This is a genomic window from Paenibacillus sp. FSL L8-0158, assembly GCF_038592965.1.
Lineage (GTDB): Bacteria > Bacillota > Bacilli > Paenibacillales > Paenibacillaceae > Paenibacillus > Paenibacillus polymyxa_D.
The window spans coordinates 2,965,213-2,991,334 of sequence record NZ_CP151949.1 but is presented as its reverse complement, the minus strand read 5'-3'; the positions used below and the strand labels follow the sequence as shown (position 1 = coordinate 2,991,334).

General features: G+C 44.0%; 13 protein-coding genes. All 13 read right to left on the bottom strand.

What is annotated here, in order from left to right:
- Window positions 1-34: 34 nt before the first annotated feature.
- Window positions 35-8,674, bottom strand: a complete 8,640-nt coding sequence (locus tag NSQ68_RS12985; RefSeq protein ID WP_226000642.1) for a non-ribosomal peptide synthetase/type I polyketide synthase — start codon at window positions 8,672-8,674, stop codon at window positions 35-37.
- On the bottom strand, window positions 8,667-8,903 hold the full coding sequence (locus tag NSQ68_RS12980) for a hypothetical protein (protein ID WP_342426167.1): 237 nt from the start codon (window positions 8,901-8,903) through the stop codon (window positions 8,667-8,669). Before NSQ68_RS12980 ends, NSQ68_RS12985 begins: the two co-directional genes overlap by 8 nt.
- Window positions 8,900-9,169, bottom strand: a complete 270-nt coding sequence (locus NSQ68_RS12975) for a hypothetical protein (protein WP_342426166.1) — start codon at window positions 9,167-9,169, stop codon at window positions 8,900-8,902. The genes NSQ68_RS12980 and NSQ68_RS12975 overlap by 4 nt, the downstream gene beginning before the upstream one ends.
- A 757-nt stretch (window positions 9,170-9,926) precedes the next feature.
- Window positions 9,927-14,471, bottom strand: a complete 4,545-nt coding sequence (locus NSQ68_RS12970; RefSeq protein WP_342426165.1) for a GH32 C-terminal domain-containing protein — start codon at window positions 14,469-14,471, stop codon at window positions 9,927-9,929.
- Window positions 14,472-14,662: 191 nt separating this feature from the next.
- Window positions 14,663-16,936, bottom strand: a complete 2,274-nt coding sequence (locus NSQ68_RS12965) for a GH32 C-terminal domain-containing protein (protein ID WP_342426164.1) — start codon at window positions 16,934-16,936, stop codon at window positions 14,663-14,665.
- Window positions 16,933-19,401 (bottom strand): PfkB family carbohydrate kinase, encoded by a 2,469-nt coding sequence (locus NSQ68_RS12960; protein WP_342426163.1) that lies wholly within the window; start codon window positions 19,399-19,401, stop codon window positions 16,933-16,935. The genes NSQ68_RS12965 and NSQ68_RS12960 overlap by 4 nt, the downstream gene beginning before the upstream one ends.
- Window positions 19,402-19,426: 25 nt before the next feature.
- Window positions 19,427-21,055, bottom strand: a complete 1,629-nt coding sequence (locus NSQ68_RS12955; RefSeq protein WP_342426162.1) for an ABC transporter substrate-binding protein — start codon at window positions 21,053-21,055, stop codon at window positions 19,427-19,429.
- A 126-nt stretch (window positions 21,056-21,181) separates the two neighbouring features.
- A complete protein-coding gene (locus NSQ68_RS12950) occupies window positions 21,182-22,078 on the bottom strand; it encodes a carbohydrate ABC transporter permease (protein WP_342426161.1) in 897 nt (298 codons plus the stop codon).
- 13 nt (window positions 22,079-22,091) lie between these two features.
- The gene (locus NSQ68_RS12945) at window positions 22,092-23,045 is read right to left on the bottom strand and encodes an ABC transporter permease subunit (protein WP_342426160.1); all 954 of its coding nucleotides are present in this window, start codon (window positions 23,043-23,045) and stop codon (window positions 22,092-22,094) included.
- A gap of 308 nt (window positions 23,046-23,353) precedes the next feature.
- Complete coding sequence (locus NSQ68_RS12940; protein ID WP_342426159.1) at window positions 23,354-24,322, bottom strand: LacI family DNA-binding transcriptional regulator; 969 nt, start codon at window positions 24,320-24,322, stop codon at window positions 23,354-23,356.
- Window positions 24,301-24,672, bottom strand: a complete 372-nt coding sequence (locus NSQ68_RS12935; protein ID WP_342426158.1) for an SDR family NAD(P)-dependent oxidoreductase — start codon at window positions 24,670-24,672, stop codon at window positions 24,301-24,303. The genes NSQ68_RS12940 and NSQ68_RS12935 overlap by 22 nt, the downstream gene beginning before the upstream one ends.
- Window positions 24,673-24,882: 210 nt before the next feature.
- Window positions 24,883-25,296 (bottom strand): MFS transporter, encoded by a 414-nt coding sequence (locus NSQ68_RS12930; protein WP_342426157.1) that lies wholly within the window; start codon window positions 25,294-25,296, stop codon window positions 24,883-24,885.
- Window positions 25,297-25,680: 384 nt separating this feature from the next.
- On the bottom strand, window positions 25,681-25,896 hold the full coding sequence (locus tag NSQ68_RS12925) for a TetR/AcrR family transcriptional regulator (protein ID WP_342429113.1): 216 nt from the start codon (window positions 25,894-25,896) through the stop codon (window positions 25,681-25,683).
- Window positions 25,897-26,122 lie beyond the last annotated feature (226 nt).

Here is a 26,122-nt window from a genome sequence, read left to right as displayed (position 1 = left end):
CCCTCTTCTCTATTTCATCTCTTTTAATTCCTATTTATAGATTTTCAATCATGCTTAAAATTTCTTCGATTTCCACTGTATCGTTAAGTCTATTTTTAATACTTTTTGCTATTGCCGAAATTGTAGGACCCATAAACACTTCTTTTAATGCAAATTCTATGTCAAATTCTTTATGAACCCTTGATACAAGATTGGTTGCCTTTAATGAGTCTCCTCCTAATTCAAAGAAGTTATCATTTACTCCAATCTTCTGGACTCCAAGGATTTGGCTCCATATCAGTACAAGCTTCTCCTCAATTTCACCGAATGGTGCAGCATAGTCTACCCCTGTATTAATATTTCCATCAGGGGCAGGCAGGGCATTTCTATCTACCTTGCCATTCGCTGATAAAGGCAGTTTTTCCAACTGTACAAAATATGAAGGGATCATGTAGTCTGGCAGATCTTTGGAGAGATACTCCCTTAATTCCGGTATTGTCAATTCACTTTCTCCAACTATATATGCACAGATGTACTTGTTCCCTTGGGGGTCTTCCCTTGTTGCTGCCACAACTTCTTTTATTGAAGAATGTTTTAGAAGCTGAGCTTCTATTTCTCCAAGCTCTATTCGGTATCCGCGGATCTTAACCTGATGGTCTATTCTGCCCAGGAATTCGATATTCCCGTCAGGCAGCCATCTTCCCAGGTCTCCTGTTTTGTACAGCCTTATCCCCTTTTCTTCTCTGAAAGGATCTTCAAGGAATACATGGGCTGTTTTTTCAGGGTCATTTAAATAACCCCTTCCTACACCTGTTCCAGAGACGCAGATCTCTCCTTTTACTCCGATAGGGCACAGGTTCATGTTTTTATCTGTTATATATAGATTCATATTTTGTATAGGCTTGCCTACAGGAATGTTCTCTCCTTCATGAGCAGCTTCCATAGTATATAGAGTAATATCGTCCGCTGCCTCTGCAGGTCCGTAGGCATTAACTACTTTAGTATTTGGACATAGGTCAAACCATTTCCTTACTATGCCGGATTTTACGGTTTCTCCCGTTATCAGCAAGTAATGAAGTTTTTCCGGTTTATTCCCTGTATTTTCCACATACTCAAGCATTAAAGCAAGGTATGAAGGTACCACCTCAAGGACCGTTATGCCATCTTCTATGATCCGATTCGTAAACCTTGCAACATCCTTTACTATTTCATCTGGATAGATGATAATTTGAGCTCCTATGGTTAGGGCTGCAAAGAACTGCCATACAGATACATCAAAGTATTGAGGCGAGTTCTGGGATATTATGCTGTTGTTAGTTATACAAAGTTCCTTTATTTCCGCATGGATGTGGTTTATCATGCCAAGATGCTCTATCATAGCTCCCTTTGGTACACCAGTTGAACCAGATGTATATATAACATAGGCCAAACTATTTATGTCTATATCTAGATCTAGGTTTTCGCCACTTTCAGCCTCAATCTCTTTTTCACACTGGTCAAGGTATATAATTCGGCCTTTATAGTTCTCACTAAGCTGCTGGGTCACATAATCTGATAAGGTCAACACATAGGCAGCTTTAGATTCCTTAAATATATCAAGCACCCTTTGTGTAGGGTATTTTGGATTTACAGGTATGTAAGCCCCCCCTGCTTTCCATATACCAAGTACCGATTCTACAAATAAGGGTCCCCTCTCCAGCATGACAACTACGGCTTCTTCTCTACCAGTGCCAGCCTTTAGCATGTACCTTGCTATCCTGTTTGCCCTTTGGTTGATCTGGCCATATGTAAATCTACGGCCTTCATACGCTACTGCTATATTGTCTGGACGTACTTTCGTCTGCTGCTCAAACAGGTGGTGTACCGTCAGGTGATGTTCAAATTCAACCTTCGTATCGTTAAAGCCGTATATTATTCGCTCCTTTTCTTCTTGGGATAACATATTGATTTCTGATAGTTTTTTTTCAGGGTTTGAGGTTATCTCTTCAAGGATATTAAAGTAATGCTGAACAAGCCTTTCTACCGTCTCCTTCTTAAACAGACGTGTAGCATATTCCATCCATAATATTATATTATGACCATCTGGTATCAACTGGAATGTTAGGTCAAATTTTGATGTTTTACTTTCAACCGGATATTTGGAATACTTTAATTCACCACGATGTTCCATAATATGCTCATCAGAAGGAACAATATTAAACATAACAGTAAATAAAGGATTTCTGCTTGAATCTCTCTTTACGTTAAGTTTTGTCACAAACTGATCAAACCTGTATTCCTGATTTTCATATGCTTCTAAGGAGCTTTCTTTTACTTCTTCCAAGAACTCAGTAAAGGCCTTATTTCCCTCTGGGAAATTCCTTAATGCCAGGGTATTTATAAACATCCCCAGTATTCTTTCAGTATCAAAATGAGTTCTTGCCGCTATAGGAGTACCAATAATTATGTCTTCCTGTCCTGAGTATTTATACATTAGTGTATTTAATGCCGCAAGAAGTATCATATACACGGTGGCTCCTGTTTGGGAGGAAAGTACATTTAATTTATCCATCAAATGACTGTCTAAATCAAATAGCAACCTATTTCCTTCAAAGCTTTGAAGGACAGGCCTAGGATAATCTGTAGGCATATCAAGGATAGGAATTTCACCCTTGAACCTATTAAGCCAGTATTCTTCCTGCTTTTTGTAAACCTCAGTGCTAAACAAGCCATTCTGCCACTGGGCAAAATCCTTATATTGCACCTCCATTGCCGGAAGGCTTTCACCACTTAATATAGAAACTATTTCATCAAAAGTCCTGATTATTGAAGTTCCATCCGAGACTATATGATGTACATCAAGCAAAAGTATTTGCCTGCTAGCATGGATTTCTATAAGACCTACTCTTATTAAGGGTGCTTTGCTTAAATCGAACGGTCTTACAAATTCATCGATTATTTTCTCTACTCCGTCTTCCTCAGACTCAAAATATTCTATAGTAAAATCAACTTCATCTTGTATCCTTTGCACAAGCTCCCCATCAATCATCTCAAAGGATGTCCTAAATGCTTCATGCCTTTGTATCAATGTTTTTAATGCTTCCCCAAGGGCAACCCTTTCAATCCCACCTTCAAATAAAATTCCCACAGGTATGTTATACCCAATGTTGTTACCCTCAAGATTATTAATGATATACATCATCTTTTGTGCAGATGAGGTTTCATAGTACTCTTTTTCAGAAACTTTAGGTATTCTTTCAAGCTCAGCCTTACCCATATTTAGGGAATCCTGTTCTGAAATCTTTCCCGATTCGTATAGCTTTGATATCATTTGCTCGGAAAGATCGTATATGCTGGAACCCTTAAGAAGTTCTACTATGGAAACAGGTGTTTTAAAGGCAACCTCCATCCTGTTTTTTATTTCGGTGGCCATTAATGAATCCATCCCAAAAACAGTTAGTGGTTGTTTGGTACTTAGATCCTCAGGATTATAACGCAAAACCTTCGCTACTATTGTTTTAATATGCATTTCAACGATATTCTGCCTGCTCTGTATTGGAGATGAAATAATATCCTCCAGGATATCAACATCCACCTTTGATTTATTTATATTCTCTTGTTGTCCTGACTCATCTTGCAAAAGAGTTTTAAGCACATGTGGAGAACTCATGGGTGAGAACCATTTTTCCCCAAACGTTTGCCACGAGAGTATAGGTAGAACCACAGACTGTGCAACAGCTTCTCCAACAAGGTGCTCCATAGCCCTAATTCCCTTTTCTACCGTTACAGATTCTATGGATTTTTGTATATAATACTCCGGATCACGTTCCATAAACCTTGCAGCCATTCCAACCTCTGACCATGGTCCCCAATTGATACTCAGTGCAGGAAGTCCTCTCGATAAACGGTAATGTGCAAGTGAGTCCAAAAAGGCATTCCCAGTTGCATATGCTCCCTGGCCTGGTGAACCAAATACAGAAGCAACTGAAGAAAATAAAATAAAGAAGTCAATAGGCCGTCCCTCTGTCATACGGTGAAGGTTCCATGCACCATTTACCTTAGGCGAAAGGACCCTATAAAAAGTCTCATCTTTACTAACCTCAAGAAATTGATCATCCGTAATACCAGCAGAATGTACAACACCTCGAATAGGAGGCCTTTCTTCCTTATCAAAATCTTTAAAAAATCCAGCAAGCTTTTCCTCATCAGTTACATCCACTGATCCAATATATACTGTTGCCCCCTGGGACTCCAGCTTACGAACAAACTCAATCCTCTCTGCAAGGCTGCTGCCTGGCTCTACATTGTTCCATTCAGAACGTTTTGGAAATTCTCCGCGTCCAAGCAGTACCAGATGTCTTGCTCCCTTGGCAACCATCCACTGGGCTGTAATCATACCTATGCCACCAAAAGCACCTGTAATAACATAACTTCCATCGGGGCGAAGATGTACGGGTACTTGATGCTGCATATCAATCCGCAGTTTATCGATTCTTGCTGCAAGTCTATTCCCATTACGGAAAGCAATTTGGTTCTCTCCATTACCTAAGACTTCTTTTAACAGCATTTCCATTTCACCCGCATTGGCCTCTATGTCAAGGTCTACAAGGCCTCCCCAATTTGAAGGCAACTCATGGTAACCTATGACGGTGCCAAGGCCCCATACCAACGACTGTAAGAATGCAGAATTTGGAGTAGCCCTGTTGATCATTTGGGCTCCTCTTGTAATAACCCACAGCTTAAAATTTAATCCCAGATTTGTGGTTGCTTGTACCAGGTGTTTTAATACAAACAGGTTTTCAAAACAAGCTTTTTCTATAGCTGTATTGCTAACTTCCTGGATCTCAAGGATATTGAGGCTCCACATATATACAATACCTGTTAGCTTCGTTTTAATTTTTGAGAATTCATCAAACAACGCTCTAAGATCCTCAATGCTTCGAGGGTTTATATATATCTCACGCTCTTCATACTGCCAACCAAAATTCTCACCAGGATATACCATAAAGCATTCTTCTCCCCTTTTTTCAAGGAGATTTGCCAGTTCTTTTCCTGCTGCTTTATGATCCACAAAAATAAGCCATGCTCCAGAGTTAGCAGCAGCTGTGCGGGTATCAACTTCTTCACTTTTTAGAAGCTCCCAGTTTATCTCATAAAGATAATCCTTAACTCTTCCAGCATCAGACCCTCCACTATTTCCAAGTTCCTTAGTTCTTATGCCCAGTATTTCGGCGATTAGATTTCCGTCCTCACTATATAGACGGATGTTGGCGTTCAAATTATTATCTTTCCTATCTACCATCTGCGTATGACAAAGCATGACAGGCTCCGGCCTTCCATAAAGCTGCACCCTGTCTATTCCTACAGGTAGGAATGATTGGCCTTCGTTATTTTCATCTTCATTAAGTGGTGCAACTGCCGCAATGGTAACCTGGAAACAGGCGTCCAATACCGCCGGGTGAAGACCGTAGATAGAGCTATCAATCTCCAGTATTTTAGGGATCTCGATCCTGCCAAGAGCTTCGTTATCACCTTTCCATATCTTGTCTATACCTTGGAAATAAGGACCATAATGGAAACCCATTTGATAGAAGGTTTTATAACATACTTCTTTTCCGTATTCTTTGGTACAATTGCCAAGTATTTGAATCAACTCATCTTTAGCAGTGATCTTTATGTTTTGCCGTTTTCTTATTGTGCCGGATGCATTGCATGTCCAAGTCTTATCTTGTCCCGGTATCCTGCTTGAAATCTCGAATTTTGCGGTTTTTGGATCCAAAACCACCTGCACCACAGGTGATACTCCTTGATTTAAAAATAAAGCATTTTCAAACTTTATATCTTCAACTGTATAAAAACCCTCTCCAAAATAGCTTCTGGCACAAGCCATTCCCAGCTCTACATACCCTGCTCCGGGGAAAACTTCTATACCTTGTATTTTATGATCAGAAAGATACGTCATATAGGTAGTATTAAGTTCAATCTCCCATATAGGGCTGGAAGTTTTCAAACGGCGTCCTAAAAACTTGTGCTTATTTTTTCCCTGCCTAAATTCACTTGATTCCTGCGTTTCCATCCAGTATTTATCCCATTGCCATGGATAAAGAGGGAGACTTACAAACTCACCTTGGTACCGGTAAATCTTGTTCCAATCTATAGGGTATCCCAGTGCATATAGATTCCCTAAGTTCTCCAGTATTGAAACCTGTTCGTTTTCATTTCTTTTTATAGAGAACAACTTCTTACCTTCAACGTTTTTAGCTGACAGACAATCAGAAATAGAAGCTGCTAAAACAGGGTGAGGGCCCACCTCAATAAATAAGTTATAATTCAACGAAATCATTTCATACATTGCTGCTTCAAAACGTACCGGCTCTCTTACATTTTTATACCAGTAATGTCCATCACACTCTGTACCCGTCAGCATTTTCCCTGTAACCGTGGAATATATCGGTATCCCGGCAGGCTGGGACTTTATTCCTTTTAATGCCTCCAATAGCTCCTGCTCATATGGTTCCATTTGGTAACTGTGATACGCTACATTGACCTTTAAAAGCCGCGCAAAAACCCCCTTATCCTGCAACTGTTTTTGGATCTGCTCAAGGGCATCAGGATCACCTGACAAAGTTACCGAATTTGGGCTATTGATTGCTGCCATTGAAACACCTTTTATGTTCTCATCCAGCAGGGCCACAACTTCTTTTTCTGGTAAACCTACCGCCAGCATTGTGCCCTTGTTTACTGCTTTTTGCTGTGCACGGCTTCTGTGAATACTTACCAACATGGCATCTTCAAGGCTGTAAATTCCTGCAACATATGTAGAAGCCACTTCTCCAACACTGTGTCCTACCACCGCATGGGGTATAATACCCAAGGATTTCCATACTTCAGTCAAACCCACCTGAACAGCAAAATTGGCAGGTTGAGCAAACTGGGGCTGGTCCAGACGTGAATTCTCCTCATCGGCGAGAAGTTCCTCCAGTAGAGACCATCCAGCATACTGACGTGTAAGTTTATCGCATTTTTCTATCATATTTCTAAACACAGGGTCTTTTTCAAGGAGCTGTCTGCCCATAGCCCACCATATGGGCCCCATACCTGTATATACAAAAACAGCTTTATTGTACTTTCCTGCCTCAACATTTCCCGCAGACATCCCCTGGCGTGCTTGTCCTTTAATATACGCTTCCAGGTTTCCTGCAAGTTCTTCCTTTGAAGATGCCGAAACCGCTAGTCTATAGTCATGATGGGTGCGCTTTTTGCTCATCATGCTTCCAATATCATATAAAGAAATACTTTCTCCACTTCCATTAATAAAATCAACATACTTTTGCGCATAGTTTTTTAGCGCCTTTTCTGAGCGCGCAGATATGGGAATCATATATGGCCATCCGGTATTTACATTAACTTCAGGAGTACCCTCTTTTTGGAGATCTGTAGCTTCCTCCAAGAGGATATGGGCATTTGTTCCTCCAAAACCGAATGAATTTATGCCAACCAATGCGGGTTGCGGCAAAGGCTCCAGGGTCTGAGGAATTCGTATACATAAATCGTCAAAGGGAATTTTAGGGTTTGGATTCTTAAAGTGCAGATGTGGAGGTATTTGCTTATGCTTTATGATTAGTGAAGCTTTTATCAGTGCGGCAACTCCTGCAGCGGCCTCAAGGTGGGCAATGTTTGTCTTAACAGATCCGACAATACACTTTTTATCTTTTGGCCTGTCTGTTGAAACCACTCGTGCTATTGCATTAGCCTCAATAGGGTCTCCAACCGGAGTGCCGGTGCCGTGAGCTTCAATATATGTTATATCTGAAGGTGATATTCCTGCCTTTTTGTATACCTCCTTCATTAAGTTTTCCTGAGCCTGCCCGTTTGGAACAGTAATCCCGTCTGTGTGGCCGTCCTGGTTTACACCCGATCCACTTATTACGGCATAAATCCTATCTCCGTCTTCGATAGCATCTGACAGGCGTTTTAAAACCACAACGCCGGCTCCTTCTCCTCTTGCATAACCGTTTGCACTGGAATCGAAAGTTTTGCACCGTCCATCGGGAGATAAAAAACCACCCTTACTTTCCGCTATGGTATACTCAGGTGTAGCTATAACACTTACTCCGCCTGCTATTGCGAGATTACATTCATTATTCAATAAACTCCCGCATGCAAGGTGTGTTGCAACCAAAGAGCCCGAACACGCTGTATCTACAGACAAACTTGGACCTCTGAAATCATATATATATGAAATCCTGTTGGACAACATTGTCATCATCATACCCGTTGCCGAATGTGTATCTAAACTTTCAACCGATTCGTTTTTAAATTGTATTGCTTGATAGTCAAGGGTGAAGCCCGCTACAAAGACACCGGTATTGGTTCCTGCTAGCTTGGCCGGATCCAAGCCTCCATCTTCCATTGCTTCCCATGATGTCTCCAGCATCAGTCTTTGCTGTGGATCAAGAAAGGCCGCTTCCCTTGGAGAAATACCAAAAAACAAAGGGTCAAACTCATCTATTTTATCTAAAAATCCACCATGACAGGTGTAATGCTTGCCTGGCTTTGATTTGTCAGGATCATAAAACTTTTCTAAATCCCAGCGGCCTTCGGGTAAATCGGAAGTCATATCTTTTCCCGCAGTCAATGCTTCCCAGAACTCCTCAGGCCCCCTTATTCCTCCTGGCAAACGGCATCCTATTCCTATAATGGCGATTTTATCCATAACTTTCGACCTCCAATACTTTATTTATATTCTCTTGAATAGCTTGTCTGATAATTGAACAACCCTGCTGCAAAAGTTCAAGCTCGATGGTTAACGGAGGCATAAGTTTTATAACACTGTCTTTTCTTCCTGCGCTTTCGATGATTAAACCGTTTTGGTAACATTCCTCTACTACTTTTTGCGTGATTCGCTCATCCTCCACATTGGAAAAATCAATACCCCAAATCAAACCTGCACCCCGAATGGAAACTTTTCCTCATTTGCCGATTTAATCCACATATCAAAAACTGTTTCTACAACTTTACCAGCCACAGAAACTGTGATTTTATGTGGCCTCTCACAGTAATCCAAGACAGAAAGGTCAGTTTCAGTTAATACCCAATGATCATATTGAAGGGAATTATAAAGTCTGACCTCCCTACCAAGCCTCTTACTAAAAACATAAAATCTATTTCTCCCCATCTCATTCTCTATCTTTCGGACTGGTGAGTACATAATATGCATTTCCTCCAATATTTTGTAGAAGTTTGACATAGTTCTATATATTCGATCTTTGATTAAACACTCCTTTGTTGAAAAAACACCTTTTCTGTCGAATTCTAAAAAAGTATCGAACGGATTTTTTCATGTAAACGTTTGTTGGAAAAGCGTTATTCATCTTCTAAAGTTTGTTTCTGAACAGATAAGCATAGCTGTATCAGTAATGCTATTGCATAAGACTTTTACTTCTCCAGTCAAGTAGGCAACTTTGTGTCACGAAATAATGACACAAAGTTGCCTACTGAAAACAGAAAAATCCTTATAAAATAAGGGTTTCTTTGGTAGGTAACTTTGTGTCGATGTACATCTAATAACATTAGATTCCATACTTTTATAACATTTTTCTCAGAACTATAATACTTTATTTGTTACTAACGTCTCTTATAAACAAAAAAAAGCGATACTAACCGGACTGATTAGAATCGCTTTGAACTGGAAATTCATATTTTTAATAGTTAACTATTTCTAATTTAAGTACACTTTTTCTCCAGCAAATTTTCTCAGTACTTCAGCATTGAACCCTAAGGATACTCTGTTCCCAATTTCGTTTTAGAATCTTTTCCATGCCAATTTTCAAAAAACACCTGATTGTATCCAATTCATCAAGCCAGATTCCTCATCAATTAAGCCATCCACGGCACTTTCATAAGAAAGCCAGATAGCTGTGGCGTACAACAGTACAGCCTTGGCCATCTGGCTTTCCTTTAACCAGTTATTTGTTGATCTTCTTGTTTATCTGAACCGGTACGTTGAAATCATCGACGTTAATATGTCCAAAACCGTCTTTTGATTGGTCAACAACCTTAAGGTAAAGCTCCTCGCCAATATAATCCGACGCATCCCAAATCTTCCGTTGATATTCTTCATAATTGGTAGCTGTCTCTTTAAATAACACTTTGCCGTCCGATGCCCGAATCAGCGCAACATACAGACGGTTTATATCCCGGCCGCCGCTGATAAGGAAGTTGATCTTACCGTTCCCACCAAGGACGAAATTTTGCGTTCTTAGCGTTCCCGTCAAGCTGTCGCCGCCGGCTTGCTCGTTGAAGCCCCACAAATGGTAGCCGCCCGGAATTTTATGCGACGGGTTAAAATAAATGGTGTCCCAGAAGAACTGGGTATTGGTCACATGGACATTCTGGAAGGCGTCTCCTTCCGTCATCCATCCTGTTAAGTCGCCCGTAGCAAAGTCATGGTTAGGTAGATCCGTAATATTTGTATACACGGAGTTATCCCAGTTATCGGGTACATAGACCGGAGCAGCCGGTTTACCCGTTAAGGCATTCATATCCCATACTTGCATGGATTTGACAGTAATATCGCTATCGGCCCAGATCTGCAAGCCCAAGGAGTCGAATCTGCCTACATAGACACGAGTTGTCAGCTTTTTCTTGTAATTTGCAAAAGCTTCAACGACCGAGCGATCGAGAAAGACATGAAGTCTCAGGTTCTCTCCGTCAAGATCTACATATCCTCCTTGAATGCCGTCCACACGCACATCCGGATCAATGCTGCTCTTGGTACGATCCACATTAAACGTCCCGTTCTTCTTGTCGTAGTAAATGAGCGTCTCTTCTTGGCCTTTTTCCGAACGTCGTACCTTGAGACCGAATTTCTGGGCCTCACGCGGATCAATCTCCATCACAATCTCCAGCATGTCGCCTTTGACATTTTGGATCAATTGATTGGCGCTCTTCAAATCTTTATCCGAAAAATCAACCCATTTTTTCCCTCGAAGGCTCTGCAGTTCTTTAATCGGTTCGATATGCAATTTGTCATGCTTATCGAGGCTTAGGGAAACCGGCAAGGATAAATTATGAGCCCATCCGGATTGATATTCGGCTTGCGGAGTTCTTACATTTTGCACCATGGAGAATACGACCGTTCTTCCGTCAGGTGTGACCTGACCGCTTTCTGCGGTTAAATAGCCATCACCTACATCCATTTTGGAGGGTGCCTCCTGATCAGGAATAAATTTAAAGTTATCCCGGTCCCAGGTCCCGATCCAGTAAAAGACCTCAACATCTCTTTGCACATCGTTCGTTGGAGGAACATGCTCCGGCTTTTCATGGGGATTAATCATGAAAATATATTTTTGCTTGCCCGTACTATCCGTGCCTAAAGGCAATAACACTGGTAGCTCCCATACCGTACCCAACTCCGGATAACGGCTTCTGTCACTAACGTATAATGGCCCCTTATATTCCCAATTGTACATATCGTCGGATACATACACCAAAGCTGTGCCGCTGCTGAAGTCTGGAAGACCAGATGTCACTAACTGATACCACTTGTCCACCTCTTTGTCGTACCATACAAACGGATCGCGGAACTCGTTATGGATGCCCTTACCGTTCTGCTCCGTTACCGGTTTAGGATATTTCACCCATTTTTCCAAATAGGGATCGGACAAATCCGCCGGAGTTGCCAACCCGGTTCTTTGGTTCGGCGACAAGGAGTCGTTGCCAGCGGTATATAACAGAACGGGATTGCCATTTCGATCATACGCTGCACTGCCTGACCACGTGCCGTCCGGATCTAGGGTGCCCGCTTCGGGCGCAAGAGCAGGTCTTACATTTTCCCAGTTCACCATATCGTCACTCACCCAGTGCCCCCAGTGGATTTGATGCCAGTATGGACCTTGCGGGTTATGTTGATAAAATAAATGGTATTTGCCGTTATAGTAAATCGGTGCATGTGCTTCATTCATCCAGTTTTGCGGAGGCATCGCGTGGTACTGGGGCCGGTGCTGATCTCCGTCAAACACACTTGGATCCTCATCAATGTCCGCATTCGGAATTTTCGGAATTGAACCTCCATGAAGTGCCTTCACGCTCTCATATCCAGCAAGTATCTCCTGGTTCGTAAGGGCTTTATTATGCAGCTTCACTTCATCTAGGAGTCCGCTGAACATATTGAAGGAGAACAACCCTGCCAACTCTACTGGTTTATTATTTTTCCCGATGATCAGGCTTTCGGTAGATGGTGTGATCGGAACGTTGACGGGGGTTGCTTGGGAAGCTACTTCCTCACCGTTTAGATATAACTTAATTTTTCCATCTTCTTTACTGAAAGTAGCGGCCACATAATTCCACTTGTATTTTTCCAACGGGTGATCTTTTACCCATACCTGAATCCACTGACCGCCAATGCCTACTTGCATCGACCATGTACCGTGCCGATACATACCAAGAGAAAAGCCTTCCGCTTTATCCTGATCGGATTGGTTTACGATCGCAGACAGCTTGTTTCCGTCTCCCCACTCATAGCTACGCGGTACAACCCATGCTTCGATGGTTAACGCGTCGCTTACAGGCACAGTATCGTTTGCATTGACCTCAATATAATTCGAGTATCCATCGAACAATAAGGCGCCGCCTTTTATTCCGCGCGGAGTCCATCTCGGATCCTTCGATGCGATATACCTGGCGTTGTTAAATACATAATTCACATCGTGCCTAAGATTGTGTACTTTCTCCAACGCTTTCTTTCCTGCGCCTTCATCAAGGTTTAAGTAGAAAATAGTACCCCTGCCACTTGCTTGGAAACTATCAACGGTAATGCTTGCTTCATTGGAATGATCGACAACCTTTACATAGAGCTTCTTGTTGTAGTGTTCTTGTACTTTCCATGAGATTTTCTCGTTCGAGCTGACATCCCCGCTTTTCATAAGCAACGTGTTGCTGTTCGCATCATAAAGTGCGACATAGGCGTTTTCAGGTTTGAGAATATCCAAAATAGTGAAGTTAATTGTTCCGGTTCCCTGAAGCGTGAACGTATTGGAGGTGATGGAGCCCTTTCCTTGCACGGAGGATTTGGCATAGAAGTTCCCTTCTTTGCTCGCATGAGCTTTATCGGTCACTTCAAAAGCATCTCCCTCAACCGTCCAGCCATCGAAATTTCTTGTTTCAAAACTGCGATTCGTGATTTCGGTCGGGATAATGTTTTCTGCCATGGTCCCTTCTTCCGGTACGATCTCATGGAAGGTGTTAAAGGCGTCCGCAAATAGCAGTCCCCAGTCCGACACTGCAGAATCAACGACCTCGAAATAAAGTTTTTTACTGATATACCTGGACAGATCGGCTTTATATTGCACCATATTCGCCATTCTCAAGCCCTGCGCCGGATCCGGGAATCCGGATTCGTTAAACTCGCTGTTGCCGTATCTGGCAATCAAGCTTCCGGTATCGGCATCGATGACGTTCACATACACCTGATCCATATGCTTGCCCCCGCCCAGTCTAAAGGTAATCCAACCTGTTCCCCCCAGCTCGAAAGTGCTGGAACGAAGTACACCTGTCGCAGATTCGTTATACTTCCAGCCGTTTAAGTGATAAGCGCCTTCCTGGTTGTACGGTATTTTTTCCGCCCACCAAGTTGTTTCGTTTGATACGCTATTCGGACCGAAGGCTTCACCCTCCACAATCGTCCATCCCGTTAAATCCCCGGTTTCAAAGCTTGGATTTTCGATTTGATAGCGTTTGAAATCCGGCTTGATATCCGTCGCAACAATTCCTTCAGCTGGCTCGGACCCATGGTACATAGAGAATGCGTCCGCAAAAATCATTCCCCAATCTGAGGTTGCATTATCGACGACCTCCACATACAGTTTCTTGCCCAAATGTGTGGAAAGATCCGCCTTGTATTGGACCATATTGGCAAGCCGCATGCCTTGCGCGGGATCCGGGAAGCCAACGTCGGTGAATGCGCTATTTCCGTATCGGGCAATAACTTGTCCCGTATCGACTTCCACAATATTTATAAATACCTTGTTTGGGTTCTTCGCACCGCCAAGCTTGAAGCTGATCCAGCCGCTACCGCCTAACTTGAAAGTGCTGGAACGAAGTACACCTGTCGCAGATTCGTCATACTTCCAGCCGTTTAAGTGATAAGTGCCTTCCTGATTGTACGGTATTTTTTCCGCCCACCAAGTTGTTTCGTTTGATACGCTATTCGGACCGAACGCATTGCCTTTGACAACGGTCCATCCCGTCAAATCTCCTGTTTCAAATCCAGGATTCTGGATTTGATAGACCGAATCCGTAACTGACAATTCCATGTCATTCTTAGGAATATTCTTGATTTGATAAACCGTATCCGTAACCGATGATCTCACATTATTCTTAGGAAAGAGCGTTTCTCCAGCATCAATTCTAGATTCGGATGCGGCAGAGATTCCCGGAACAATAAGGTGAAGAACCAAAGCCCATATAACCATTCCCGATATCCAATATTTTCTCCTTTTGGCTTTCCTCATTCTCGAGCCTCCTTGAAAACTTCTTATACTTGCGAACATCGATACCTTATTTCGAAATGCTCTCCTTGTACAAAGATGAATAGTCATTAAGAAGGAAGACAATGAATGAAACGTTTCCAATCTGAGGAATGCAAACTTACTTGATCGTTTGCTGCATGCCCCCTTGGGTAAGGAGCGCCTAGGCAATCGTCTTACCAAATGGACTGCATATCCCATATATCTAAGGATTTAACAACCGGTTCTCCATCTCCCCAAATCTCGAGTCCCAAAGCATCCATACGACTCGGGTACACCCGGGTTGTCAGGCTTTTCAATCCGTTTGCATAGGCTTCGACCATGGAGCGGTCCAAATAAATGTGAAGCTTTAGATTCTCCCCAAGTAGCTCCAGCTTACCGCCCTGAACCCCTCTGCACTTTTCTCCCGGATGCAGCGTTGTTTTCGAGCGGTCGACCATGAGCATCGCTTGATTCCAATCATAATACAGCAGAGTTTCTTCCTCTCCGTCCGGCGTACAACGGACCTTGATTCCGAATTGTTTGGCGCTGCCGGGCTCCAATTCCAATTGGATCTCAAGCATGTCACCATGAACATTCCTAAGCTGTACATTAGTTTCAGCCAATGACTGGTCCCGAAGCGATAGCCGCTTGGCTCTACGCAGCGATTGAAGCTCCTGAATCGGCTCTATTCCCAGCCGTCCGTCATCCCTCAAATACACGCTTAACGGCAAGCCTCCGTTATGAGCCCAGCCCGACTTATATTCCATCTCGGACGTCCGGTCGCCTTGGGCTATCGTAAAGACGATATTTCTGCCGGTCTTCGGATCAACCATTCCGCTCGGTCCAGTAAAATGGAAATCCCCGACGTCAATCAATTGAGGCTCTTCTTGATCAGGAATGAACGAAAGATTTTGCTTGTCAAGTTGCCCGATCCAATAGAACACCTCGACATCCGCCCCTTTCCCCACAGGGCTGACAAGCAGGAGATGTTTGTTCACCCCCTGCTTGTCACTGCCAAGGGGAAGAAGAACAGGGAGCTCCCAGATGGGTCCAAGGTAAGGAAACTTCTGAATATCCGCTTTAAAAAACGGCCCTTTATACGCCCAATTCAGCATATCCTGTGACGCAAATGCCAGTGCTGCTCCACCTTCGATTCCGGACCCGACCAGAGCATACCAGCCGTCATCGTCCTTCCATACGAATGGATCTCGGAAATCCCCAAATGCGCCCATTCCCTTCTTCTGCACGATCAACGGCTCTGGATGTTTGACCCAGTGAACCAGATCTGGGTTTCCGTCAAGGGTATAGGTGCTTCGGGCAAGCGCCACGCTCTGATTCGGAGAAGCGCTGTCATTACCTGCCGTAAAGAACAAGACAGGCAGGCCGTCAGCATCATAGGTTGCGCTTCCCGACCAGATTCCGTCCGGTGCGAGCTGATCCTTTTCGGGCGCCAGGGCCACGGGTAGATCACGCCAATGCACCAAATCCTGACTTACCCAATGTCCCCAATGGATCTGATGAAAGAACGGACCCTGCGGGTTATGCTGATAGAACAAATGATATTGCCCGTCAAAATAGATCGGTGCATGGGGTTCGTTCATCCAATGGGCCGGCGGGCTAACATGATATAGCGGTCTGTGTCGATCAAAGAGCAGTGGCTTCCGGTCGAGCTTGATCTCATCATAGTTTAATTGCGGCCGGACTCCTTCATGGTAGGTATTCAGCACATACCGATAAGAAGCAGCCACTTCCTCCCCGCTCAGTGCCTGATTATAAATCTTGAGTTCATCGATGATACCACTAAACATGTGCAGACTGAACACTTCTGCCAGCAGGCTACTATGGTTATTCTTGCCGATTAGAAGATCCGTGTCCGCCGCCTCAGCCAGGCGGGAATCGCGAGGCAAGACAGCCGAAGCAATTTCACTGCCGTTCAAATACAGCTTGATTTCGCCTTCGTTCCCATCGAACACAGCATTCACGTATGACCATTCATTCTTGGGCAGTTCATGGCCGTCCGGCGACCAAAGTTCCTTCCACTCCCCTCCTTCCAGCCCGACTTGGAAGGACCAGGAACCGTGACGGAACATGCCGAGCAGATAACCCTGCTTGCGATCCAGGTTGTAGCGGTTCACAATGGCGGACAATTTGCCATCATCACCCCATTCATAGGAACGAGGGGCTACCCATACTCCTATGCTTAGCGCTGATCGATACTTTGGCTCGGTGTTCTGATTTCCCTCATCGAACGAATGCGCAATGTAAGTCGAATAACCATCGAACAGGAGCCCATTTCCAATTACCCCCTGTCTCCATGATGGAGGGCAAGGTTTAGTAAATTCCGCTCGGTTAAATACGTATTGGATATTATCCTGGACTTGGGATACGCTCTCCAGAGCGCTTGTACCGGTTCCTTCATTGAAGGCCCAATACATGATCAATCCCTGATTATCGGTTGTAAGGCTCATACTTCAACCCTCCTTGATGTCTGCTCCGTTGGGCCATTGGGAATATGAATGAAGTTAAGGGCATGCATATGAAACGAGTTCAGTACAACTTCCCCTGATTTCACACTTATCTCAATACGATCCATCGGAGCATCAGGGAATATTTGATCCGTCAGTGCAACCAACCCCTCATTCGCGTACACTTCAACCGCGTTGCGATCCAGCCAGATATGCAGCATGATCTTTCCATTCTCCGGAACCATTCTAGCACCGTGCTTGCACGCAAACGACGGGTGGAAGTCAGTCAGGCCCGATTTCGAACGGTCAATGAATAGCCATTCGCGCACAGGGTCATATCCGATAATAGTTTCACTTTGCCCAGAGGACTTCATTTTGATATAAACCTCGTCCCCGGAACGAATGTCGATATCCGCTTCAATCTCAAGCAGAACATCAGTAATTTTTTGCGTAAACGGCACCGCTGGCGTAACCTTGACCTCATTCCAGCAGAGCGTTCCTTTTCGCAGACGCTCTATTTCCCGAACAGGCATTTGGGTCAGAACTATACCCTCGTCTCGGCTGGTTAATGACAAGACGCGAGGCAGAGTCATTGCGCCTCTCCAGGCACCGGTTGGCGTTTGGTTGGCATATTTCCAGTTGCTCATCCATCCGATGATCACGCGCCGTCCGTCTTGTTCAGCTATATCCGACCAAGTGACCCCCGCATAATTATCCCGGCCATAATCCAGCCAGAGGATATGATCGGCCGGATTGTCATTGATGAACGTTTTTCCGTCGAACTCTCCGATAAAGTATTGTGTGCGTGAGCCTTCCGGACAATTGGGATTATCCCCGATGCTTACGATAAGTACCCATTTGGAACGTCCGCTGTCATCAACCGGCAACTCAAAAAGATCAGGGCATTCCCAAACTCCGTCATGCGAGCCTTCACTCTTTCCGAATTCGCCTGACAACGACCATTCACGCAGATTTTCCGAACAATAAAACCGAACGTGGTCTCCCCCGACGAGAGCCATAATCCACCGCTCACTTTGCGAATGCCAGAACACCTTGGGATCCCGGAAGTCAACCAGATCTTGCTCGTCGAGTATTGGATTCCCCTCATATTTGTGCCAAGTTTGGCCTTTATCGCTGCTATAAGCCAGGCTTTGCCGCTGGCGAGGTTGTCCGGTTTCCGGACAGGTGTCTGCATGAGTGAAGAGCGCGATCAATCCATGGGAACCATCGAACAGTCCGCTGCTATTATTCCAGTCAACCACACAGCAACCGGAGAAAATAGCGCCGTGCTCATCCGGGAACAGAGCGATAGGCATATGCTCCCAATGAACCAGGTCTTGGCTTACAGCATGACCCCAGTGCATTGGTCCCCATTGGTTACTATAAGGATGGTGCTGATAAAACAGATGATAGACTCCTTCGTTATAGACTAATCCGTTGGGATCATTCAACCAGTGGGAATGAGGTGAAAAATGAAAACCCGGCCTAAATCTATCATCATCGTGCTGTTTATTTGTCTCGATTATCTGGGTAATTTCATCTGTCGTCGGCATAGATTGAAGAGCCCCTTTCCGTGTGGTTACTAATGCACCACCGGCATTAGCAAAAGTTAGCATACCGATGATTTGCTGTTTGGTCAGCTGATTCAAAGAAATACCAGCATTCAGTATCTTATATAACAAGCAGCCCAGAAAAGCGTCGCCGGCTCCTGTCGTATCAATGGCCTCTACTTGAAAACCCGGCACATATCCGTCATGACCCGCTAATCGGTAATAGCAGCCTTTTTCCGCTAAAGTTACGAAGATCCCAGCGATGCCGAATTGCTGTTGCAGCTCTAGCGAGCCTTTTTCCACATCAGTTGTACCCGTTATAAAGTGGAGCTCATCTTCCGATATTTTCAGGATGTCGGCATACTTCATGCCCCAAAGGATATTATGTTTCGCTTCCTCTTTACTCTCCCATAAAGCAAACCGGATATTCGGATCGAATGAAAGCAGGACTCCTGCCTCTTTAGCCTTCACAACTGCCGCTCTTGTTGCCGTACGGCCCGGCTCATGGGTCATCGACAAAGAACCAAAGTGCAGTGCATGACAGTTTTCAATCCTATCGAACGGGACATCCTGCGTGCGCAAGTATGTATCCGCTCCTGGTTTCCGGTAGAAGCTGAACGATCGGTCTCCGTTGTCATCCAGATGAACAAATGCCAGCGTTGTATTGGCTTCATCTGTAAACGTAAGCGCAGACACGTCGATGCCGCCGTTCATCAAGGTATCGTGCAGCAAGGAACCGAATTGATCATCCCCAACTTTGCTAATCAACGTCGCTCTAGCTCCTAAACGGGATAGAGCAGCTGCTACGTTAGCCGGAGCCCCTCCAGGATTGCATTCAAACTGCCCGTTGCCTCCCGCTGTACGACCTGATGGCGTAAAATCTATCAATACTTCCCCAATGGTTATTACATCAAGCACAGTTTTCTCCCCACCTATCGTTTGATTATTTATTTTTTAAATTTGCATTATAACGGTCCAGCCCTTTTTGATAGATCTCCATTAATTCGTTCAGCCCCATCTTCTCGAGTGTCTTCACATAGCTGTCCCACTTTTCGTCTACCTCGCCATCGACGATGAACTTGCCTCTTTGGGTATTTACATATTTAATAAGTTCAGGCTCAATCCGATTGATTTTATCTAGTTCATCCGGTTCAAAGAAGATGCTCGGATAGTTTTCCTTTTTCATATATGGAGTGTAATATTTCTCCAAATACTCAGCACGCTTCTGAGCTCGGGGTTCCATATCAACAACTTTTCCGAAGTCATCGAAAGTAATGACGCCCGGATTTCCTGTGCCTGGAGCCACTTTTTGACGGAATTCACCTGCGGAGACTCCCTTGGGAAGCGGCAGGTTCACCAATTTTCCTTTTTCGTCCTTCTTGAATACGACATCCAACGGACCCCAATGAATTTGAGCCGCCATGTAAGGGTCATACTGTTGATCGATCCAACGCATCGTCATTGCCGGATAACGGTTCTCCTTTGTAATCACGAAGCTACCTCGTCCCGGTCCTCCGCCGTTGTTGCGGCCAATCATTTGATCTCCATTTGGGCCTTTAAGCGGGGGCAGTAGAGCATAATCCTTACTCCGCTCCGCTCCGACAACTTCTTCGACTTCCCACCAAACGTAGGAGCCGAGCGTTTCATCTGGTGTTTTGCCTTTTGCTAAATACTGAGCGGCATCCTGAGTGAACGATTCAGGGTCAATCAGCCCCTGCTTATACCAGTTATCATGAATATATTTTAATGCTTCCTTATATTGAGGTTGCGAAGCGGTAAAGATCACTTTACCTTCGCGGACGATCCGATGTTCCAAATTATCCGGAATACCGAAAGCTCCGAATATGCCAGCAATGTCACTACACCACTGCATGTGCATAAAGCTTAATGGGATTTCATCAGCCTTACCATTGCCGTTCGGATCCTTCGTTTTAAAGGCAATCAAAGCCTGCCTGTATTCGTCCAACGTTTGAGGTACTTTCAGGCCCAGCTTATCGAGCCAATTTTTATTGATGACGTGAAAGAAGGGGTTGATGTCGAGGTTGTTCTCTTCCCATGATGGCAGCCCGTAGATGTGTCCATCTGGCGCTGTGATAGCTAATTTAATGTCCGGTCGACGATCGAGAAGCGCTTTCAAATTAGGCGCATATTGATCAATTAAATCCTCCAGCGGAATGATGGTTCCGTCTTTACCGTAATTGATTAGATCGTAATCTGTGAATCCGGCTCCGTAAAAGGCATCTGGCAAATCTCCGCTGGCCAACAACAAATTTTTCTTCTCTGCAAAGTCAGTGTCTGGAATGTTCTCCCAATCAATTTTTACGTTTGTTTGTTTTTCCAGCCGCTTAAATATTTCCATTTTTGAGTAATCTGGCGCTAAAGCAGCTTTTGGGGATACCATCTTTAATGTCACCGCTTCTTTAACAATCGGAAGACCGGTTTTATTAAAATTTGCATCCTGATCCGGATTCACTGTCTGATCTTTTGACTCACCGCCGCTTCCCGAACATCCGCTAAGCGCAAACACTCCTGCCAGCATTAGAATTCCAGCACTTTTGAATAACGGTTTCATCGTACATAACCTCCTGTTAGTTCAATCCACAAGCTGAGGACTTCCCTTGCCCTTGTTATATATTTGTCTGAATGCTGGATCTATCGATTCTGTTGCACATTCCCCCTTTCAGGCACCATGTCAATATTAGCCTTTGATCGAGCCAATCATCACGCCTTTAACAAAGTATTTTTGCAGGAAAGGATACAAAATCAGCAACGGCAGGTTGGATACCATAATGACACCATATTTGATAAGCTCTGTAACGCGCATCTTCGCTGCGTAAGATTCCACGTCTATCATCATGCCTGAGTTGGCCTGATTTTGGACGAGAATGTTGCGGAGAACCAGCTGCAACGGATACTTGTTTTCGTCGTTCAAGTAGATCAAAGCGTCAAAGAACCCATTCCAAAAGCCGACAACATGATATAGTACCATTACAGCTATAACGGACTTAGACAAAGGCAATACGATGCTCCAAAAAAATCTGGTATTGGAACAACCATCGATCGAAGCTGCCTCCCACATTTCATCCGGTATGGTCGACTGAAAAAAAGTCCTTACGATAATGACATTAAAAACCCCTCCCGCTCCAGGAATAACAAGTGCCCAGATCGTATTCAGCATGTGAAGATCTTTGATCAGCAAATAGGTTGGGATCAGCCCTCCACTAAAAAACATGGAGATCAGTAAAAACCACATAATCGCCGATTTTCCCGCCAGTCCTTTACGAGCTAACGGGTAAGCTGCACATACGGTCACGGCTACTCCGATTAATGTTCCTAGACCCGCATATAAAATCGAGTTGGCATAACCAATCCATATAGATGAATCACTGAATATCCGCCCGTATCCATCCAGCGTAAAACCCTTTGGAAAAAACCATACTTCTCCTGAGTAGATGAGATTGGGGTCACTGAGGGAAGCAATCAACACAAAATACAACGGGAATAATACAAGCAGCATAACTATGGTCAGCATGACGTAGTTGACGATGTCAAACCATAGGTCTCCCTTGCTTTTTCTCTTTAATAATTGATTCAAAATGAACTCCCCCTTACCACAGGCTGGTTTCAGTCAACTTTTTGGCGATCCGGTTGACGGTGATTATCAGGATAATATTTACAACTGAATTAAACAGACCAATTGCCGTAGAAAAACTGTATTGTGCCTTTTGAATCCCAATTTCATAAACATAGGTCGGAATGATATTGGAAGTGGCATAATTCAAATCGTTCTGCATAAGGAAAGCCTTTTCAAAACCGATGCCCATAATGTTACCGAGTGCGAGAATCAATAAGATGACGATCGTCGGCAAAATGCTTGGAATATCCACATGCATTACGCGCTTCCATTTGCTTGCTCCATCCATTATCGCGGCTTCATGCAATTCTGGATTGACCCCTGCCAGCGCAGCAAGGTAAATGATGGTAGCAAAACCTGTCTCTTGCCAAACCCCTGATAAAATATACAAAGGACGGAACCAACCTTCGTCGGCCATAAACATAATGGGGTCTCCTCCGAACAACGTGATGATGTGATTCACGATTCCGCTGTTTGGAGACAGAAAAACATTAAGCATACCGACGAGCACTACGGTAGAAATAAAGTGTGGTGCGTAAATTACAGTTTGTACAATTTTCTTGTATCTTTTGGCCAGCATCTGATTCAACATAATCGCTATAATAATCGGAGCTGGGAAGCTAAACACAAGCGATAGAACACTGAGTGTAAGCGTATTCGTCATAATCATCCAGAAGTTATAGGAATCGAAAAAATCAATAAAGTGCTTAAAGCCTACCCACTCGCTTCCCCAGATCCCCCGACTTGGTGAAAAATCCTTAAAAGCAATTTGTATTCCATACATCGGATAGTACTTAAATACGAGATAAATAATAATAATTGGCAGTAAAAAAAGATACAGTTCATAGTCGCGTTTCATCTGGTTCCATATTTTGCGATTTGGCTTGATCGTGGAATGATCTAACTCGCTAGTTCTTGAATTCACCATTAAACTTCCCTTCTTGTAAAAGGATATTTTCACAATTGAAACGTTTCCAATTCATTATAAGAAAAACGTCAGTCGGTGATCCATACCATAAATCCACCGAATGAACTGAAGTTTTTCCAAAGTCAAAAACTACCTTGCCTAAGATAACGGGAGACGATACATTTGCTGATCCAAACTTATTCCTTCGATCTTTTAACAGAGTAGTCTGATTGTCAAATGAAACGTTTCCAATTTACTATAAGAAAAAGTCAAGTTTGCATATCCAGACTGTGATCCGACTTTACGAGCTAATATCTTTACAATTAAAATCATGTAGTTTCGCCTTGTCTGAAGATAACGGGGAGACGATACACTTGCTGATCTAAAGTTATACCTTCGATCTTTTGATACAGTAGTCTGATTGTCAGACGTGCCATCTCCTCCACTGGCTGCCTGATTGTAGACAATATCGGATGAAAATAACGATGATCCTGAATGCCGTCGTAACCGATGACCTTTACATCTTTTGGAACACGAATACCCTGCCTACCTGCTCTTTCTATATATTTGGCGGCAAACATATCGGTAATAGCGAAAATGCCGTCCACATCCTGATGCTTAGATAGAAATTCGCCAAAATAGGCTTCGTCGTCCACAATAGGATCTGGTTTCTCGTATACAACATAGTCTACACCTAATTTTTTCGCCTCATCAATGAAACCTTTTCTTCGATTCATGGTTTCACTAAAAACGGAAGTTACACTTCCCATAAAAGCCGGTTTTTGGGCCCCTGCTTTAACAAGTTCCCTCAAAGCTAGACGGCCTCCCTCATAATTGTCTGAGGTCACACAAGTAATTTTTTTGTTGAAATGTCTGTCAATACTTAGAATCGGAATGTCATTGCTTACGCTATTTTCTATATCATTGTAAGTAATGCCGACAATACCAGCCACTTTGTTTTGCCGTAGCATATCCAAGTAATACAGTTCCTTTTCTGGCTTGCCGCCGCTATTACATAACATAAGCTTAAAGCCTTCCCGATCCAACTCATCCTCAATGTAATAAGCCAGTTCAGAAAAAAAAGGATGCCAGATACTTGGAAGCAGCAAGGCTACCATCTTGGATTTCCTCATCTTAAAATTTCGAGCGACTTCATTAGGAAAATAATTCAGTTCTTGTATAGCTTTCTCCACTTTCCTTCGTGTATCTGGTTTTACAGAGCCCGAGTTATTAATAACGCGAGACACCGTTCCCACAGCAACACCAGCTATCTTAGCTACATCTCTAATACTTGGCATTTAACCCTCCCATCTTTCTTATGGGAACTATAATAGCACGAAGTTGGAAACGTTTCAATAATCTTTGAAGCGCTTTTTTTCTGACTTTTTTCATTGCCTACCCCGCATTTGAATTTCGTGCCACCTAATTCAATCATACCGCTGAGGTTAATTTCAATCTCGCTACTGATATCCTCTAAATCAACCTCACTGGTATGAAAGCTCGATATACGCATAACCCCAGCGTTATTGACCAGAAAATTCAATTCTGGAAATTGACTGATTACTTTTTCAAAAAGGTCAGAGATGACGATCGTTGCGCTGAATTGAACTGCTGCGTCCCCATTCGGCAGGAAAAGATGGGCGGCCAAGTCCGACTTCTCCAACAACGGTTTTGCCGTCCGGTAGCTTCTTCCGCACCATCATATCGCCGTGATTCATTTCCCTCCGCTCCTTACGTTCCCTTTACTGCGATTCCCCCTCGCGCTTCGAACTTGAACCAGCAACCACACCCTCGCGAGAACGGCCACTCCGATAAAAAAGAACTTCAAATATTGCTCAATGATGCTGAACATATATTGCTACTGCTCCCCGAAGAAATAGCCGATAAACTGCCGGACTCCAGGAATGAATCCCAGCATAAAGGCAAACAGCATCGTTAATGCAGGCGGCGGCATGGATACGACTAACAGAGCCAATACGGCCGTAAGCGATACGAAACCGGTGACCAGCATTTGCTTGTGCCCCCATCGATCGGCTAGCTTTCCCATCGGGACAAGAAACAGCATCGCGCCTGCCCCGCCTAATATGAGCATTAGCGAATATTGCGGCTGGCTCAGACCGAGATGGTCAGCGGCAAAACCGGGCAGTATCGGCAGCAGCAGTCCCGCGGCGGTCATCTGCAGGACCATGCCTGGCAGCAGCCATTTCAGCTGAACGAGCCTTCTTCGCAGCCCTGCCGCTTGTTCGGAAAAGCTGACGTTCTGGAGATGCAAGGGGGTTGTTCTGTTAATCCCGAACGATGCGATGCAGCCGACGGCGAGCAGCGCAACCATCAGCCGGACTTTCTCCAGACAAATGAGCCATATAGGCGACCCCCCCATCCCAAGCATCACGTAACCGGCAACGAGCCCCCTGGCATACGGACTAAAATGGATTACAAAATGAACACACAAAAACAAACTCTGAGCACCAAGGAGGTCACATTCTCAGGGCCTTTAGTTGAGCTTTACCTGCTTTGTTTCTTTCATCAACGGGCAATCACAATCTTCATTAAGATGTCAGCTACCGGATTCAAATAGCCTGTATCCTCTTGCGTAATACCTTAATACCACTAAGAACCGATATATATGCGGATATCAGTTCCTCAAGATCGCCAGTCACAATTTCTCCTTCTTGCTGTCCCTCTTTAAATAAAGGCAGTAAACGGTCAACATAATTGCTTCTGTCAAAAGCCTTATTTTATCCTTCGGCGAGCCCGGTGCGTGATAAAGGCTATCGATTGTAGAATAAGAGACTTTCATCACATCCTGAACTAATGTAGTGAAAAGCTCTTCTTTCGATTTGAAATAGTGGTAAAAAAGACCGTGACTGATTCTTTGTCGAATCGGGATGGGTTACTTTGAGCGTAATATCATTGCGCCGTTTTAGAAAAAGGTGACTTTGCGGCCGATGCTGTCCATGATCTCCTGTATATACGGGTAGATTTTCCCGTTCACAGTACGTTGGACGTAAGTAAATCTGATTTCATTGCCGAACCGGTCTTTGATTCCGATTAACTCTCCATCAGGTCCGAAGTACGACTTGCACTGATCCGCCGCA

Bases quoted from the DNA above. Each gene is read 5' to 3' on its own strand.
- NSQ68_RS12975 (WP_342426166.1), bottom strand. From the start codon at position 9,169: ATGTACTCACCAGTCCGAAAGATAGAGAATGAGATGGGGAGAAATAGA.
- NSQ68_RS12940 (WP_342426159.1), bottom strand. From the start codon at position 24,322: ATGCCAAGTATTAGAGATGTAGCTAAGATAGCTGGTGTTGCTGTGGGA.
- NSQ68_RS12985 (WP_226000642.1), bottom strand. From the start codon at position 8,674: ATGGATAAAATCGCCATTATAGGAATAGGATGCCGTTTGCCAGGAGGA.
- NSQ68_RS12970 (WP_342426165.1), bottom strand. From the start codon at position 14,471: ATGAGGAAAGCCAAAAGGAGAAAATATTGGATATCGGGAATGGTTATA.
- NSQ68_RS12945 (WP_342426160.1), bottom strand. From the start codon at position 23,045: ATGGTGAATTCAAGAACTAGCGAGTTAGATCATTCCACGATCAAGCCA.
- NSQ68_RS12965 (WP_342426164.1), bottom strand. From the start codon at position 16,936: ATGAGCCTTACAACCGATAATCAGGGATTGATCATGTATTGGGCCTTC.
- NSQ68_RS12955 (WP_342426162.1), bottom strand. From the start codon at position 21,055: ATGAAACCGTTATTCAAAAGTGCTGGAATTCTAATGCTGGCAGGAGTG.